The 15,373-nt window shown below is 71.6% G+C and carries 16 protein-coding genes; 10 read left to right on the top strand and 6 right to left on the bottom strand.

The window, feature by feature from the left end:
• The first annotated feature begins 4 nt into the window (after positions 1-4).
• The gene (locus tag VFL99_RS06715; RefSeq protein WP_325105563.1) at positions 5-460 is read left to right on the top strand and encodes a heat shock protein transcriptional repressor HspR; all 456 of its coding nucleotides are present in this window, start codon (positions 5-7) and stop codon (positions 458-460) included.
• A gap of 51 nt (positions 461-511) precedes the next feature.
• Here VFL99_RS06715 and VFL99_RS06710 read toward each other — a convergent pair whose 3' ends face one another.
• Positions 512-1,075, bottom strand: coding sequence for a hypothetical protein (locus VFL99_RS06710; protein ID WP_325105562.1), 564 nt, complete (start codon positions 1,073-1,075; stop codon positions 512-514).
• Between the two features lie 230 nt (positions 1,076-1,305).
• Here VFL99_RS06710 and gdhA point away from each other — a divergent pair, with 230 nt between their 5' ends.
• On the top strand, positions 1,306-2,658 hold the full coding sequence (gene gdhA / locus VFL99_RS06705; RefSeq protein WP_325105561.1) for an NADP-specific glutamate dehydrogenase: 1,353 nt from the start codon (positions 1,306-1,308) through the stop codon (positions 2,656-2,658).
• Between the two features lie 139 nt (positions 2,659-2,797).
• On the opposite strand, the gene VFL99_RS06700 is transcribed toward gdhA, so the two are convergent.
• The 4 genes from VFL99_RS06700 to VFL99_RS06685 form a co-directional block, all read right to left on the bottom strand.
• A complete protein-coding gene (locus VFL99_RS06700) occupies positions 2,798-3,355 on the bottom strand; it encodes an O-acetyl-ADP-ribose deacetylase (RefSeq protein WP_325105560.1) in 558 nt (185 codons plus the stop codon).
• A gap of 58 nt (positions 3,356-3,413) precedes the next feature.
• Positions 3,414-6,917 carry a beta-galactosidase gene (locus VFL99_RS06695; protein ID WP_325105559.1) on the bottom strand — a complete coding sequence of 1,168 codons (3,504 nt, stop codon included), beginning with the start codon at positions 6,915-6,917 and terminating at the stop codon, positions 3,414-3,416.
• 107 nt (positions 6,918-7,024) lie between these two features.
• Positions 7,025-8,593 (bottom strand): ATP-binding protein, encoded by a 1,569-nt coding sequence (locus tag VFL99_RS06690; RefSeq protein ID WP_325105558.1) that lies wholly within the window; start codon positions 8,591-8,593, stop codon positions 7,025-7,027.
• Between the two features lie 35 nt (positions 8,594-8,628).
• The gene (locus VFL99_RS06685) at positions 8,629-9,459 is read right to left on the bottom strand and encodes an isocitrate lyase/PEP mutase family protein (RefSeq protein WP_325105557.1); all 831 of its coding nucleotides are present in this window, start codon (positions 9,457-9,459) and stop codon (positions 8,629-8,631) included.
• 62 nt (positions 9,460-9,521) lie between these two features.
• On the opposite strand from VFL99_RS06685, the gene VFL99_RS06680 reads away from it, so the two are divergent.
• Positions 9,522-10,475 (top strand): D-2-hydroxyacid dehydrogenase family protein, encoded by a 954-nt coding sequence (locus VFL99_RS06680; RefSeq protein WP_325105556.1) that lies wholly within the window; start codon positions 9,522-9,524, stop codon positions 10,473-10,475.
• A gap of 30 nt (positions 10,476-10,505) precedes the next feature.
• On the opposite strand, the gene VFL99_RS06675 is transcribed toward VFL99_RS06680, so the two are convergent.
• On the bottom strand, positions 10,506-10,886 hold the full coding sequence (locus VFL99_RS06675) for a VOC family protein (protein WP_325105555.1): 381 nt from the start codon (positions 10,884-10,886) through the stop codon (positions 10,506-10,508).
• A 158-nt stretch (positions 10,887-11,044) separates the two neighbouring features.
• On the opposite strand from VFL99_RS06675, the gene VFL99_RS06670 reads away from it, so the two are divergent.
• The 7 genes from VFL99_RS06670 to VFL99_RS06640 all read left to right on the top strand — a co-directional run.
• Entirely contained in the window at positions 11,045-11,866 is an 822-nt protein-coding gene (locus VFL99_RS06670) for an SDR family oxidoreductase (protein ID WP_325105554.1), read from the top strand.
• Positions 11,863-12,216 (top strand): nuclear transport factor 2 family protein, encoded by a 354-nt coding sequence (locus VFL99_RS06665; RefSeq protein WP_325105553.1) that lies wholly within the window; start codon positions 11,863-11,865, stop codon positions 12,214-12,216. Before VFL99_RS06670 ends, VFL99_RS06665 begins: the two co-directional genes overlap by 4 nt.
• Positions 12,213-12,419: a hypothetical protein gene (locus VFL99_RS06660; RefSeq protein WP_325105552.1), complete on the top strand. Its 207-nt coding sequence runs from the start codon at positions 12,213-12,215 to the stop codon at positions 12,417-12,419. The genes VFL99_RS06665 and VFL99_RS06660 overlap by 4 nt, the downstream gene beginning before the upstream one ends.
• 13 nt (positions 12,420-12,432) lie before the next feature.
• Entirely contained in the window at positions 12,433-12,717 is a 285-nt protein-coding gene (locus VFL99_RS06655) for a cupin domain-containing protein (RefSeq protein ID WP_325105551.1), read from the top strand.
• 68 nt (positions 12,718-12,785) lie between these two features.
• A complete protein-coding gene (locus tag VFL99_RS06650; protein ID WP_325105550.1) occupies positions 12,786-13,220 on the top strand; it encodes a hypothetical protein in 435 nt (144 codons plus the stop codon).
• Positions 13,221-13,525: 305 nt separating this feature from the next.
• Positions 13,526-14,128, top strand: coding sequence for a TetR/AcrR family transcriptional regulator (locus tag VFL99_RS06645; RefSeq protein WP_325105549.1), 603 nt, complete (start codon positions 13,526-13,528; stop codon positions 14,126-14,128).
• A 101-nt stretch (positions 14,129-14,229) separates the two neighbouring features.
• Positions 14,230-15,373: Clp protease N-terminal domain-containing protein (locus tag VFL99_RS06640; RefSeq protein WP_325105548.1), on the top strand; the 1,144-nt coding region annotated here is incomplete at its 3' end.

Below are 15,373 nucleotides of genomic sequence, written 5' to 3'. Positions count from 1 at the left end.
GTAGATGTCGGCCACACCCGGCGGCTTCCGCCACGACGACGACACCCCGGTGTTCGTCATCTCCGTCGCCGCGGAGCTAGCCGGCATGCACGCCCAGACCCTGCGACAGTACGACCGGCTCGGACTGGTCACCCCCTCGCGCACGAGCGGGGGTGGCCGGCGCTACTCGGCTCGCGACGTCGACCTGCTCCGGCAGGTGCAGCGCCTCTCCCAGGAGGAGGGCGTCTCGCTGGCCGGCATCCAGCGGATCCTCGAGCTCGAGGACCAGTTGCGCGCCTTGCGCTCGCGGGTGCGGGAGCTGGACGAGGAGAACGCCCACCTCAAGGCGACGCTGCAGACCGGCGCGCGCGTCTTCGCCGCGGGCCGGGCCGGAGACGTGGTCGCCGTGCGGGCGGGCGAGCGCCCGCAGCGCACCGAGTCGCGTGCGCTGATGCTCTGGCGCCCGGGCTCCTACCGGTGACCGTCTGACGCAGGCCCGGTCCAGTCACCCGGCGGGGCCCGGTGACGTGGCTCAGGCGGCCGGACCCGCCTCGCGGGCCTCCGCCACCCCGACGAGCGCCTCGCGCAGCCGCGTGAGCCACTCATCCTCGTGCTGCCCGACGAGCCGGACGCACCACGCCAGCGCCTCCGACCTGGAGCGCGCGACACCACCGTCGATGAGCGTGTCGAGGACCTGCCGCTCGGGCTGGCGCAGCCGGGTCATCACCGGCACCGCCAGGTTCGTGAAGACGTGACGGGTCTCGCCGCACGCCGCGCCCCACGCCACCTTGCGCCCGAACCGGGCCTCGGCCTCGTCGGCGATCCGCATCCGCTTGCCGCGGGTCTCCTCGCGGAACCGGTTGATCCGGCCTGCCTGGGCGGCCTGCCGGTCGGCCTCGGCGGAACCCTCCGAGGGGCTCTCTGCCGCCGTCGCCTCCTGGGGAGTGTCGGTCTCGGGGCTCGTCTGCGCCTCCGTGGAGGGCTCGGCCAGCCGGCCCACGACCAGGATCTCGTCCCGGTCGACCGTCACGGTCGGCGCCTCGGTGAACCAGCCGTCGGGCAACCGCCCGGCGAGCCATGCCTGCATTTCGTTCATGCAGTAATTACACCCTTACACCTTTACGAGTGCAAGGCCCCTGCCGCCCCGACCTCGCTTTGTTGCTGAGCGAACGCGGTCGGCCGGAGCACGCCGGCGTCAGCAACAACGGCAAGGGGGGAGCGGCGGGTGGCTCCGGGCTGTCCGCTGGGCGGGCACGCATCTCGTCCTCTGGGACGAGCGGGCTAGCCTGACGAAGCAAGACCCCATGAACTGCCCGGAGGTGACACGTGTCCGCTGCGCTCAACCCGACGCTCGAGCCGATCTATGAAGAGGTCCTGCGCCGCAACGCCGGCGAGACGGAGTTCCACCAGGCGGTGCGCGAGGTCCTGGACAGCCTCGGCGCCGTGATCGCGCGGCACCCGGAGTATGCCGACGCACGCGTCATCGAGCGCATCTGCGAGCCGGAGCGGCAGATCATCTTCCGCGTCCCGTGGGTCGACGACGCCGGCACCGTCCAGATCAACCGGGGCTTCCGCGTGGAGTTCAACTCCGCGCTCGGCCCGTTCAAGGGAGGTTTGCGCTTCCACCCGAGCGTCTACCTCGGCATCATCAAGTTCCTCGGCTTCGAGCAGGTTTTCAAGAACGCGCTGACCGGCCTGCCGATCGGCGGCGGGAAGGGCGGCTCGGACTTCGACCCCAAGGGCCGCTCGGACCTTGAGATCATGCGGTTCTGCCAGTCGTTCATGAACGAGCTGTACCGCCACCTGGGGGAGTACACCGACGTCCCGGCCGGCGACATCGGCGTCGGGGGTCGCGAGATCGGCTACCTCTTCGGGCAGTACAAGCGGATCACCAACCGCTACGAGTCCGGTGTGCTCACCGGCAAGGGCCTCGGCTGGGGTGGTTCCCAGGTCCGCAAGGAGGCCACCGGCTACGGGACCGTGTACTTCGTCGACGAGATGCTGCGGGGCAACGGCCACTCCTTCGACGGCAGCAAGGTCATCGTCTCCGGCTCAGGCAACGTGGCGATCTACGCCATCGAGAAGGTCCACGAGCTCGGCGGCACCGTGATCGCCTGCTCGGACTCCAGCGGCTACGTCGTCGAGGAGACCGGCATCGACCTCAACCTGCTCAAGGAGGTCAAGGAGGTGCGTCGCGGGCGGATCTCGGAGTATGCCGAGCTGCGCGGTTCCAGCGCCCGGTACGCCACCGAGGGCAGCATCTGGCAGGTGCCGTGCGACGTCGCGCTGCCCTCGGCGACCCAGAACGAGATCAATGCCGAGGACGCGCAGTTCCTCGTCAAGGGCGGCTGCCGCGCCGTGGGGGAGGGCGCCAACATGCCCACCACGCCCGAGGCGGTCAAGGTGCTCACCGACGCCGGTGTCCTGTTCGCCCCGGGCAAGGCCGCGAACGCCGGCGGTGTCGCGACCAGCGCGTTGGAGATGCAGCAGAACGCCTCACGCGACTCGTGGACCTTCGACTACACCGAGCAGCGGCTCGCCGAGATCATGCGCAGTATCTATGACCGCTGCGCCGAGACCGCCGACGCCTACGGAACCCCTGGCAACCTCGTGCTCGGGGCCAATGCGTCCGCCTTCATCCAGGTCGCGGACGCCATGCTCGCCCTGGGCGTCGTCTGACCCCACCGGTCGCACAGCGGGCCACTCGCCAGCGCGCTGTTGCTGAAGCATCGCGGTCTCCCGGAGCGGCGGGCCCTCAGCAACAGCGCACGGCCCAGTGAGGAGCGGCGGGCCCCCAGCAACAGCGCACGGCCAGCGGTCAGGTGAGCTGGCGCTGGAACGCGTCGTAGACGGACCGCCCGAACAGCACGAACCGCACCAGCTCGATGCCGGACAGGTCGACCTCGCCGTCGGGTGTGGGCACCACCCCGGCCTCCAGCGCCCGCCGCGTGGTCGCCACGGCGATCTCGGCGACGTCGTGCCGGTCCCAGCCGTAGATCCCCGCGCTGATCGCCGGGAACGCCACCGTGCGGGCCCCCACCCGCCCCGCCTCGCCCAGCGAGCTGCGGAAGCAGGAGGCCAGCAGCCCCGGATCGGTTTGTCCCGCATGCCGGTTCGGCCCGACCGTGTGGATCACCCAGGTCGCAGGCAGGTTCCCGGCGCCGGTGGCGACCGCAGCACCGACCGGCAGCCCCCCGGCATACCGCGTCTGGCGCAGCTCGCGGCACTCGGCGAGCAGGGCCGGCCCGGCGGCGGCGTGGATGGCCCCGTCGACGCCCCCGCCCCCGAGCAGGGAACTGTTGGCAGCGTTGACGATCGCGTCCACCTGCTGGGTGGTGATGTCGCCCTCGACAGCTTCCAGCACAGCGTCACTCATGCCCCTACCGTAGGAGCAAACGTCGCGGTATGCCGTGCCTTGCGCGGGCTGCCCGACGTCAGCCGCCGAACAGGTCGGACCAGTCCGGGGCCGGGTTCGTCGCCTGCCGGACCCCGCCGAGCACGGCACCGTGGTCGACCAGCGAGACCGACTCCGGCCCGACGCCGCCCTGCTCGCTGGTGACGGCGAGCGCGATGGTGTTGGTCCCCGGCTTCAGGAAACCGCTCGGGATGACGAACTCGTCCTGCGGCCCGACGTTGTTGACGTACTGACCGGTGTTCCAGCCGTTGACGAAGATCAGCATCCGGTAGCGCTCCGCACGGTTGCTGTCGTCGCTGACGTGCACGGCGAGCGGGCGGTCGACGCCCTGCTGCGGGTGCAGCTGCACGGTGGTGCGGTACCACTGCACGCCGGGTCGGTCGCTGGTCAGCGAGGACGTCCGTGACCACGACCCGTCCGGCGCGCCGGGCAGGGACCAGCCCTGCCGCTCGCCGAACAGCCCCCCGTTGTTGTAGAGCCCGCGAGCGGTGTCGGCCGGCTGGTCGCCGCCGGCGGCACCCTGCAGCCGCCACGTGACGTCACCGGAGCCCGGGATGGCCGCGTCGAAGAGCCCGCGGCCGTGCTTGGAGCGACCGTTGGCCGACCAGTCCTCGTACTGCCCCATGTTGCGGACGAGGACCGAGAGCACCGCGGGCGACCCGGCCGGCGCCGTGCCGGCGGGCACCGCGTAGTCGTGGCTGCCGTCGCCCTGGGCACCGAGGTAGTGGCCGTTCAGCCACACCAGCGCGTCCCCAGCCGTACCGGTCTTGACGTCGACGGTGATCGAGGACGCCTCCCTGCTGGGGGTGTAGTGGCCGCGGTACCAGACGTCACCCTCGAGGAAGCCGTACTCCTCGGCGTCGAGCACGACGCCTGCCGACCGGCCGGGACCGTGCCAGGTGTTCGGGACGCGGGTCTTGTCGGCGACCGTCCACGACGAGTCATCGAACCCTGGCTGGCGCTCCGGGTCGGAGGCGTGCGTCCGCCACGTGGTCAGGGTCGGCAGCAGCGGCTGCGCGCCGGGCCCGGGCAGCGACCCCACCAGGGCCCCCGCCGCGTCGACCGAGGTCGCGATCGTCTTGTCGTTCCAGTGGATCGCCGAAACCCCCTGCGGAACGAACACCCGCACCGGCCCCGCCGCGCGGGTGTCGCCGGTGAGGAACAGGTTCGCTCCGTGCACCTCCGCCGACCGGACCAGCTCCGGACCGACGACCAGCACCGGGCCGGCGGGGGAGTCCGTCCGCCAGGTATGTGCGACGGCTGCCCGGTCGGTGATGAGCAGGGTGAGCTCCGGCATACCGCCGCCGGTGATGCGCAGGGTCCGGCTGCCCGTGTGCTGGTAGTCCAGCCGCAGGTCCTTGCGCGCGGCATCCCAGGTGACCTGCACGGGGTTCCCGTCCAAGGTCGTCACCGTGGGCCGGGAGTCGTAGCGCAGCACGGTCTCCCCGTCTGTGCCCTCCTCGCCGGTCAGCACCAGCAGGCTGGGGTCCGGCAGCTCGGTGAGCACCTGCGAGGTCGAGTACGGCATGAGGTGCCCACCGAAGGCGTAGTCGGCGACCAGGGTGGTGGCGTCCCGACCGTCGATGGTGATCGAGGTGCCCGGCTGCTGGGGGACCCGTGGGTAGGCCGAGTCCGAGGGTGGCGGCCCCGGCTGGTCCGTAGGCTCGGTGTCGATCCCATCGACCGAGACGAACGTGCCCTGCGACGCCGGCGTCCCCTTCTGCCCCGTCACGACGATCTTCATCGTGTGCGGGCCGTCCCCGAGGTGATCGGCCTCGAACTTGACCTGCTGGAAGGTGGCCGACGACGCGTAGCTGTCCACGGTGGCCTTCTTCGTGCCGTCGATGTAGACGTCCGCGGTCCCGTGGTTGCCGCTGTCCGGGCCGATCCAGCGGATCACCGGCCCGTCGAACGTCACGGTGAGGCTGTCGCCCGCGCGGTCGGAGAACGTCTCGTCGTCCTGGTAGTCGCCGCTGGTCCATGACTCACCGCTGGCGTGGGTCCAGTTGCCGGAGTAGGAGATCGCCTTCACGTCCGAGTCGTTCCACCGGTATGACGGAGCCTCGGGCGGCGTGGGCTGCGTCGCCAAATCGAGGGGGAAGGTGACGTGCGACATGCTGGTGTCGTTCGAGTTCGCATGGCGCAGCGTGATGATCCGGGTCCCGTTGCCCGAGACGGACTGCGTGTCGGCGTGTTCGGTGGACAGGCGCTGGTTCGCCTCGACCGCGCCACCGGTCGCCGTGACCCGGGGTGGCTCCACCGCGGTGGCGGACGCGATCGGCGTGACGGATCCCTTGAGGTAGTTGTACTCCTTCTGCACGGCGAGCTTCGGTCGCATCGTGCGGTCCTCGGCGATCGGCGCGCCGTAGTCGTAGGAGGTGAACCCGCTGCCAGGGTCGCCGGTCCAGCCCCAGTTGGTGCCCCCGAACTCCATGTAGGTGTTGACCATCGTGGCGCCGTTGGCGAGGTTGTTGGCCTCGAACTGCCGGGTGAACGGCCCGTCGACGAAGTCGGCGCAGTGGCTGGTCTGGAAGTTTCGGCCCCAGGCGGTGAAGGCGCCGCCCTGTCCCTCGGCGATGAACACCGGCGTGTTCGGGGAGTAGGAGCGGATCCGCTGCTCGTAGTCCGACAGGCGCCCGCGGCCCCCGGCGCAGTCGAACCCGAGCGGGTAGGTGTCGAACGCGTAGAGGTCGAGCTGGGAGCCGCCCGGCTTGCCGGGAGCGTTCCAGCCGTGTCCGTCACCCCAGTCGTTGTGGAACAGCGGGACCGTGATGCCGTCGTCCTTGACCGCCTGCTGCAGGCGTTCGATGTAGTCGATGTTGGCCTGCGAGTGGTTGATCTGCTCGTTCTCGACCTGGTAGGCGAGCACGCTGCCGCCACCGTCGGTGACCTGGTGGCGGGCGATGACCTGGTTGATCGCCGCCAGCCACTCGAGGTCGGCGCGCAGGTTCTGCGGGTCGGTGCTGCGGGACGGGCCCCCGAAGTTCGCGGTGTAGGCGGCCAGACCGCCCATGCTCGCCTCGGCATTGACGTACGGCCCCGGCCGGGCGATGACGTAGAGGCCCTCCTGCGCGGCCATCGTCAGCAGCCGGTCGACGTCGCGGATGCCGGTGAAGTCGTAGTGCCCGGGGCGGCTGGAGTGGTAGCCCCAGAAGAAGTAGAGCGAGACGGCGTTGAAGCCGTTGGCCTTCATCTTCTGCAGCACGTCGCGCCACTGGTCCGGGCTCGGCAGGCGCCAGTAGTGCAGCTCCCCGGAGACCAGGTCGAGGCGCTGGCCGTCGACCTCGAGCGACTTCGCGTCCCAGCTCACCCGGTGAGCGCGCCCGTCGTTGCCGGGGAAGGGGTGCGCGGTGGGCGCGGCGGCAGAGCCGGCAGCAGCGGCCGCCGAGCCGGACCTCGCCGACGAGGCCGAGGTGGATGCTCCCATCGACAGCGCCGGCGCCCCGAGGGCGGTCGGGGCGGACAGGAAGGCGAGTCCGGCGGAGACCGCCAGGGCGGCCAAGGTGGCGGGGCGACGGCGCATGGGAGCTCCCGGGACGGCATACGGGCTAGTGGTCTAGACCGCACCGTGGCGGAGGTGACGGCTGCCGCGCAACCCTCCTTACCAAATCCTGAACAACCAGGTTGCGCTCACACGGGCCCCGTCCGGTCCTCGGGACCGCCGCCGGCCTCGGACGGGTCGGCGCCAGCCGAGCCGAGCAGCGCCCGCGTCATCCGGTTGCGGCTGTCCAGCAGCTCGTCGAGGGCTGCCGTGAGGTCCGGCCCGGTGACCGTCAGGGAACCGTCGCCGGACGACCGCTCGGCGGCGTGCAGGGCCGTGCGGCGCAGCAGCTCCTTGAGGAAGGAGGCGGTCACCCCGGCGCACCGCTCGAGGGCCGCCTCGAGCTCGGCCTCGGGCAGGTCGAGCTGCAGGTCGCCGCGGTAGAGGTCGAACAGCTGCCGCCGGGCCGCGCGGTCCGGCAGTCTCAGCTCCACGGCCTGGTCCACCCTTCCGGGGCGGGCCGCCAGCGCGGGTTCGAGCAGGTCGGCGCGGTTGGTGGTGAGCACGAAGGCGACGTCGGCATCCTCCTCGAGCCCGTCCATCTCGTTGAGCAGCTGGAAGAGCAGTGGGTGCATGCCTGGCTCCATGCCGCGTTCCTCGGCGATGAGGTCGACATCCTCGACGACGACGAGGGACGGCTGCAGCGACCGCGCCACCTGACAGGCCTGCCGGATCAGCTGCAGCGCCTCGCCGGTCACCTGGATGACCGTGGTGTCGCCCAAGGTGCTGGTCAGGTAGCGCACGGTGTGCGTCTTGCCGACCCCGGGAGGCCCGTAGAGCAGGATGCCGCGCTTGAGGTGCTGGCCGGCGCCAAGCAGCCGCTGCCGGTGCCGCGCCACCCCGACCACCTGCTGCTCGATGGCACCGATCGTCGCGGCGTCGAGCACCAGGTCACGTCGGGTGGTCGTCGGCCGCTCGTGGAAGTGCAGGATCGACGCCGGACCGAAGACGTCACCGCCGAACGAGAGCACCTGCCGGCGGAAGACGTTGTGCTGGTTGACGAGTCGGTCCAGCTCGGCCAGCGTCTCCTCCCCGGCGTCCGGATCGGTGCTGGCCGCCTCGAGGGTGATCGAGGGTCGCCCCATCTCGGAGTCGCCGCCACGCAACAGCAGCGCGGTGCGCCGGTGCTCCTCGGTGAGCAGGAACAGGGCGCACCGCACGCACGAGACCGTCTGCCCACCCGGCCCGCTCGGCAACGCCACCCGCGCGACGCTCCCGGGCCCGAGCCCGTAGCCGTCCTGCGAGGTGAGCAGCTCGGCGAGCCCGAAGTCCCGGTGCTGGAAGCCGACCACGCCCACGGTCCGGACCGCACCCTCGTGCTCGGCGAGCCAGGCGTCCAGCCCCACCTGCACGTTGACGTGCTCGTATGCCGCCCACTCCCGGGCGCTGACCGGCACCGCCTCGACGGCTCCGCCGCTGGCGCCCCCGAGGCCCAGGTGGTCGGTGAGGATGGAGCCGAGTGTCGGACGCTCGGGCGCTCGGGCGTAGGAGACGGTGCCCCGCACCGCACGGCGGACGAGCCGGCGGAGGTCCGCCAGCTCCGGGCCCTCGCGCTGCGGCGGTTCGGTCGGGGACGACAGCTCGGTGTAGGACGCGTAGGCGCGAGGCATCCTGCTCGGTGCCGGTCCGTAGCTGAACCATCCTTGCGCGCGACCCATGCCCCCTCCTCGGCTCGCCTCGATGGGTCGTGACTCTAGCCCTGTGCTGCAGCCTCCGGGGCGGAAAAGGCCTGCCGCGCGGCCTGCCCGCCGACCGCCGACCGGGCGGCGTAGCCGTAGGTGCCGTGGTCGCGCAGCTCGGTGGCGGCGTCGACCAGCGCCCCGAGGGCCGCGAAGGCGAACGACCCGCCCACGGAGATCCGGGCCACGCCGAGCTCGGCCAGCTCGGCGACCGAGGGGGTCCCCGGTCGGGCGAGCACGTTGACCGGGCGGTCCACCGACTCCACGATCCGGCGGATGTCCTCGGCGTCCGTCGGCCCGGGCGCGTAGAGCACGTCGGCGCCCGCCTCCTGGTAGGCCTGCAGCCGCCGGATCGTGTCGTCGAGGTCGTCGATGCCGTGGAACCCGTTGTCCGCGCGCGCGACCAGCACCAGCCGGCGCGGCCCGGCATGGGCGGTCTCCACGGCGGCCCGGACCCGCTCGACCGCGAAATCGAACTCGTACATCGGCCGGGACGGGTCCCCGGTGTAGTCCTCGACCGACGCGCCCGCGATGCCCCGCTCGGCCGCCAGGCGGATCGTCTCGGCGACGCCCTCGGGCTCGTCGGCGTAGCAGTTCTCGAGGTCCGCGTTGATGGGCAGCCCGGTGGCCGCACCGAGCTCGGCGGCGTGTGCCAACGCCTCCGCACGGCTGACCGAGTTGTCGAGGCGACCCAGCGTGGCGGCATACCCGCTACTGGTGGTGGCCAGGGCGCGGAAGCCGAGCGAGGCGAGCACCTTGGCGGAGCCGACGTCCCAGGCGTTCGGCAGCAGCAGCGGCGTGCCCGGGGTGTGCAGCTCGAGGAATGCGTCAGCGGTGGCCACCATGCAGCCACCGTATGCCGTCACGGTGGGACGCTGGGGTGGGACCGGGAGTGGAGGAGAGCGGCGTGACGCAGGTCGTGGTGTTGGATGACTACCAGGACGTGGCCTCGGAGTATGCCGACTGGTCCAGCCTCGGGGCGGACGTGCACGTCCGCTTCGACCACGAGCACCACACGGACGCTGACGAGCTCGTCGCGCTGCTGTCCGGCGCCGACGTCGTCGTCGCCATGCGCGAGCGCACGCCGTTCCCCGCGGAGCTGCTCGACCGGCTGCCCGGCCTGAGGCTGCTCGTGACGACGGGGACGAAGAACGCCTCCATCGACCTGACCGCCGCCAGGGAACGCGGCATCACCGTCTGCGGCACGGGCCAGCTCGCGACCGCGGCCGCCGAGCACACCTGGGCGCTGCTGCTCTCCGCCCTCCGGCACGTCCCCACCGAGGACGCGCTCCTTCGCGCTGGTGGCTGGCAGGCCACGGTCGGCGGCGACCTCGCGGGCCGCACCCTCGGCGTGGTGGGACTGGGCCGGCTCGGATCCCGGGTGGCGCGGGTCGCGCGGGCCTTCGACATGCGCGTCATCGCCTGGAGCCAGAACCTCGCCACCGAGGCGGCGGCCGAGCAGGGTGTGGAGCGGGTCGACAAGGACACGCTGTTCGCCACCGCGGACATCGTGACGCTGCACCTGCGCCTCAGCGATCGGACGCTCGGCATCGTGGGCGAGCGCGAGCTCGGCCTGATGAAGCCGAACGCGTTGCTGGTCAACACCTCTCGCGGCCCGCTGGTGGACGAGGACGCGCTCGTGGCGGCCCTCGAGTCGGGTCGGCTGGGTGCCGCGGCCCTCGACGTGTACGGCGTGGAGCCGCTCCCAGCGGACCACCCCCTCCGTCGCGCTCCCCGGACCGTGCTCACGCCGCACGTGGGCTACGTGACCGAGGGGAGCTACACGGCATACTTCACCGGCGCGGTGGAGGACATCCGCGCGTGGCTGGACGGGGCGCCGGTCCGGGTGCTCGGCGACTGAGGCCGGCTCGCCCGGTGGTGCGGTTCCCCGTCAGGACGTGGCCGCCCGCTCCTTGGCGCTGCGCAGCACGCAGAACTCGTTGCCCTCGGGGTCGCGCAGGACGGCCCACCCGGTGCCGTCCGGGTTCCGGCGGTCGTCATACAGCGTGGCGCCCAGGCCGAGCAGCCGCTCGACCTCGGCCTCCCGCGGCTGTTGCGGTTCCAGGCACAGGTGCAGGCGATTCTTGACGGTCTTGGGCTCGGGGACCCTTTGGAAGAGCAGCGCCTGTCCCGGGCCGACCTCGAAGCCGGTCTCGTCGGCGTCGGGCGTGTCCTCCGGATCCATCGGGATGTCGAGCACCTGGCTCCAGAACTGGGCCAGGGCATAGGGGTCGGAGCAGTCCACGCAGGTGTTCATGATGCGAGCAGTCATGGCCGACCAGTGTGCCGAACGAGGCACCGGCAGGCGAGCGGATTTCGGCGAGGGGCAGCCGACCGCCAGGTCAGCTCCCCAGGCGCTGCGGCGTCCTCCATCCGGACACTCCATGATAGGAGCCGGCGACTGCGCCGGCTGTAGCCGAGGAGATGGTCATGACGGCACCGATCCTGCTCACCGGAGGCACCGGGACCCTCGGACGCCTGGTCCTGCCCCTGCTGCGGCAGAAGGGGTATGACGTGCGCGTCCTCAGCCGGCGTCCCCACCCGAGTGCCGAGGGCGTGGAGCAGGTCGTCGGTGACCTGTCCAGCGGCGAGGGGGTGGCCGCCGCGGTGGACGGCGTGGAGACGATCATCCACTGCGCGGGCACCGCCCGGGGCGACGACGTGAAGGCGCGACACCTGGTGGATGCGGCGACCGGGGCGGGACGGCCGCACCTGGTCTTCATCTCCGTCGTGGGCGCCGAGCGCATCCCGGTCACCGGACGCGTGGACCGCGCCGCCTTCGGCTACTTCGCCTCGAAGCGGGCCGCCGAGCAGGTCGTGTTCGGGTCGGGGTTGCCGTGGACCACCCTGCGGGCGACGCAGTTCCACGACCTGTTCCTCATGACGGTCCGGGGGCTGGCGAAACTGCCTGTCGTGCCGGTCTTCTCGGGTTTCCGGTTCCAGCCGGTCGACACCGGCGACGTGGCCGCCCGGCTCGTCGAGCTGTCCCTGGGGTCGCCGGCGGGCATGGTTGCCGAGCTTGGTGGGCCGACCATCTACACCTTCGCGGAGCTGGTCAGCAGCTACCTTGCCGCCACGCACCGACGCCGACCGTTGGTGTCGGTCCGGGTGCCGGGCGACGCCGCCCGGGCGATCCGCGGCGGCGCCAACCTCACGCCGTTGAACGCGCTGGGCACCCGCACGTGGGAGGACTTCCTGGCGCAGCACCTCGCAGACGCCGCGCGAGGGCGCGGTCAGACGGCCGGTCGATGACCGCCGAGGCGGACGTCGCGGAAGTCTTGGCGCTCGAGCGCGAGCTGCAGACGGCTGACTGCCGTCGCGACCCGGCGCGGGTGCGGGCGCTGCTGGCCGACGACTTCCTCGAGATCGGTGCCTCCGGCCGCACCTGGAACCGCGTCCATACGCTGGAGCTGCTACGCGGGGAGAACGACGCGCCGCCCATCGAGGTGCACGACTTGCACGGCCGGGTCCTCGGCGACGGCTACGTCATGGCCTGGTGGGACTCCGCCCGCGGTGGTCGACGCGCGCGGCGCTCGTCGTTGTGGCGCCGGGGACCAGACGGCTGGCGTCTGGTCCACCACCAGGGCACCCCGCTGCCGTGAGGTCCTCCATGGCCGTCGAGTTCGCCGCTCCGCTGAGGCGGGTGTGGCAGGTGTATGCCGACCCGCGCCAGCTTGAGAAGATCTGGGGCCGACCGAGCCACCCGGCCGCCTTCGTCGACCACGAGCTGTCGCCCTGCGCCCGGGCTCGACGACCTGCTCGCGGCGTGACCAGCGCGCCCCTGAGAGGGTGGGGCAACCACTGACACGGAGGTCACGATGAGCGACGCACGCCCGACGGTGCAGGTGGACGACGACCGGGTGCGGGTCACCCGCTGGGACTTCGAGCCGGGGGCCACGACCGGACGCCACCGGCACGAGTACCCGTACGTCGTCGTGCCCGTCATCGACGGCCGCACGCAGATCACCACGGCCGACGGCGAGACCTCGTACTCCGAGCTGCGCAGTGGTGAGTCGTATGCCCGTGCGGCCGGCAGCACGCACGAGGTGGTCAACGCCGGCGAGGCGGCGCTGACCTTCGTCGAGATCGAGCTCAAGGGCTGATTTCCGCGCCTGCCTGATGCCGCTGTCCCTACGATCGTCACTTCGGGTGTCCTCGGGGAAGGTGGGCGATGGTCGGCAGGATCGGCGCTGGGCTGCTGGCGGGACTGGTCGCGGGGGTAGCCCTCGGCCTCGTCGCCCGCGTCTTCATGCGGGTGGTTGCAGTCGCGTCCGCGACCCCGACCGGCTTCTCCGTCGCGGGGACGCTGGCCATCTGCGTGGCCTTCGTCCTCGCGGTGCTCCCGGGCGCGACGGTGGCGGCCTGCGTCAGGAACCGAAGCCGGTGGGTCCTGCCCGTGCTCGGCGCGCTGCTCCTCGGCGCCGGCGCGCTCCCGGAGCTGGCGCAGGACCTCAGTGGTCTGTCGCTGTTCACGACGGTCCGGCAGGTCACCGCGGTGGCGGCGACCACCGGCGTCTTCGTCGCGATCGTCCTCCTCCCGCTGGCGACCGTGCGGCTGGTCGACCGCGCCCTGCGTCGCGCGGCCCCTACCGCATGCGCGAGTTGAGTGGCTTCGCGGCAGGCTGGCGCTCAGCGACCGTCGGTTCGCGACTGCTCGGGGATCCACACCCAGCGCCCGGCCTGCGCGGGACCACCGTCCCGCCGGACGGCCGACGCCCCGGTGCGGCCAGGGCCGGCGGACTGCACATGCGTGAAACGGCCCACGTGAGCGGGATCCCATCGACGCACCAGCTGACGCGCCTGGCGGGCGACTCGACCTGTTCCCGATCGCATCTGACGCTCCTACACTGACCTGTGAAGTTGGCACCTTCATGGTAGGTACACAGGTCTGTGAATCACAAGGGAAAATGAATGTCTGGTGCACCACGCGTTGCCGACCTGACGCCGCGGGCCCGCACGATCCTGGAGGTAGCGTCCGAGTTGTTCTACGAGCGCGGCATCCATGCCGTCGGGGTCGACACGATCGCGTCCGAGTCCGGGGTCACCAAGCGGACGCTCTACGACCGGTTCGGCTCCAAGGACGCCCTCGTGGCGGCCTACCTGCAGCACCGCCACGACATCTGGTGGGACCACCTGCAGGAACGCCTCGCCGGAGGGCCAGCGCCCAGGGCCCTGGCGGTGTTCGACGCCTACAGGGACAGCCCGCTCGGAATCCATCGCGGGTGCGCCTTCATCAACGGGGCCGGGGAGCTGCCCGCGGAGCACCCGGGCTTCGCGGTTATCGCGGCCCACAAGCGCGCGATCCGCGGCCTGCTGGCCGAGCTCGTGCGCGTGGATCGGCCGGACCTGGCGGACCCCGAGGGCGTCGCCGAGCACCTGTTCCTCATCCTCGAGGGGGCTCTGGCCCACCGCGGCATCGACCATGACGACCACCGCCTCGCACTGGCGCGCACGCTCGCCGAGGAGATTCTCTCCGCCACGGGCGGGCACGCGCCGTTGTCCACCCAAGGTTGAGCGGAATACGCTCAAGTTTGCCGAGGTTGACTTGGGTGAACAATCGTCAACCGAGAGCGTGGCGCGCCCGGACGGGCCGCCCCGCACCCGAGGAGTGATCTGTGGACCTGCAACTGACCACCAAGGCGCAGGAGGCACTGTCGGCCGCCGTGCGTTCTGCTGCCACGTCCGGCCATCCCCAAGTGGAGCCGGCGCACCTGCTGCTCGCGTTGACCGAGCAGACCGACACCACCACCGGGCCGCTGCTCGACGCGGTCGGGTCCTCCGCGCAGGAGGCCCGTTTGGCGGCAGAGCGTGCGCTGAAGGCGCTGCCGACCACGTCGGGGTCGACCGTCGGCGCGCCGAACCTGTCGCGGCAGAGCCTGGCGGTCCTGGAGCAGGCCCGGCAGTTCATGCAGTCGATGGGCGACACCTTCGTCTCCACCGACCACCTGCTCGAGGCCCTCGCGCGCACCGGGAGCTTCGGGTTGGCCGCTGACGCCATCGCCGCCGAGATCCCGAAGATCCGAGGAGGCGCCACGGTGAACACCGCCGACCCGGAGGCGACCTACGACGCCTTGGAGAAGTACGGCACCGACCTCACCAAGGCCGCCCGTGAGGGCAAGCTCGACCCGGTGATCGGCCGCGACTCCGAGATCCGCCGCGTGGTGCAGGTGCTGTCGCGCCGCACCAAGAACAACCCGGTCCTCATCGGTGAGCCCGGCGTCGGCAAGACGGCCGTCGTCGAGGGCCTCGCCCAGCGGATCGTGGCCGGCGACGTGCCGGAGTCCCTGCGCGACAAGAAGCTCATCGCGCTCGACCTCGGCGCGATGGTCGCCGGGGCGAAGTACCGCGGGGAGTTCGAGGAGCGGCTGAAGGCCGTGCTCGAGGAGATCAAGAATTCTGAGGGCGAGGTCGTCACCTTCATCGACGAGCTGCACACCGTGGTGGGCGCGGGCGCGACCGGCGAAGGCGCCATGGACGCCGGGAACATGCTCAAGCCGATGCTGGCGCGCGGTGAGCTGCGCCTGGTCGGCGCGACCACCCTGGATGAGTACCGCCAGCACATCGAGAAGGACGCCGCGCTCGAGCGCCGGTTCCAACAGGTGTTCGTCGGCGAGCCGAGCGTGGAGGACACGATCGGCATCCTGCGCGGCCTGAAGGAGCGCTACGAGGCGCACCACAAGGTCGCCATCGCCGACAGCGCGCTGGTCGCGGCCGCGACGCTGTCCGACCGCTACATCACCGGCCGGCAGCTGCCGGACA

It is taken from the genome of Segeticoccus sp. (assembly GCF_035708005.1).
This window is presented reverse-complemented; position numbering and strand designations above follow the sequence as displayed.

Excerpts from the sequence above, each read along its gene's own strand:
- VFL99_RS06710 (WP_325105562.1), bottom strand. The coding sequence starts at position 1,075 with ATGAACGAAATGCAGGCATGGCTCGCCGGGCGGTTGCCCGACGGCTGG.
- VFL99_RS06670 (WP_325105554.1), top strand. The coding sequence starts at position 11,045 with ATGACGGCACCGATCCTGCTCACCGGAGGCACCGGGACCCTCGGACGC.
- VFL99_RS06650 (WP_325105550.1), top strand. The coding sequence starts at position 12,786 with ATGGTCGGCAGGATCGGCGCTGGGCTGCTGGCGGGACTGGTCGCGGGG.
- VFL99_RS06645 (WP_325105549.1), top strand. The coding sequence starts at position 13,526 with ATGTCTGGTGCACCACGCGTTGCCGACCTGACGCCGCGGGCCCGCACG.
- VFL99_RS06685 (WP_325105557.1), bottom strand. The coding sequence starts at position 9,459 with ATGGTGGCCACCGCTGACGCATTCCTCGAGCTGCACACCCCGGGCACG.
- VFL99_RS06700 (WP_325105560.1), bottom strand. The coding sequence starts at position 3,355 with ATGAGTGACGCTGTGCTGGAAGCTGTCGAGGGCGACATCACCACCCAG.
- VFL99_RS06675 (WP_325105555.1), bottom strand. The coding sequence starts at position 10,886 with ATGACTGCTCGCATCATGAACACCTGCGTGGACTGCTCCGACCCCTAT.
- VFL99_RS06695 (WP_325105559.1), bottom strand. The coding sequence starts at position 6,917 with ATGCGCCGTCGCCCCGCCACCTTGGCCGCCCTGGCGGTCTCCGCCGGA.
- VFL99_RS06665 (WP_325105553.1), top strand. The coding sequence starts at position 11,863 with ATGACCGCCGAGGCGGACGTCGCGGAAGTCTTGGCGCTCGAGCGCGAG.
- VFL99_RS06655 (WP_325105551.1), top strand. The coding sequence starts at position 12,433 with ATGAGCGACGCACGCCCGACGGTGCAGGTGGACGACGACCGGGTGCGG.
- VFL99_RS06715 (WP_325105563.1), top strand. The coding sequence starts at position 5 with ATGTCGGCCACACCCGGCGGCTTCCGCCACGACGACGACACCCCGGTG.
- VFL99_RS06690 (WP_325105558.1), bottom strand. The coding sequence starts at position 8,593 with ATGGGTCGCGCGCAAGGATGGTTCAGCTACGGACCGGCACCGAGCAGG.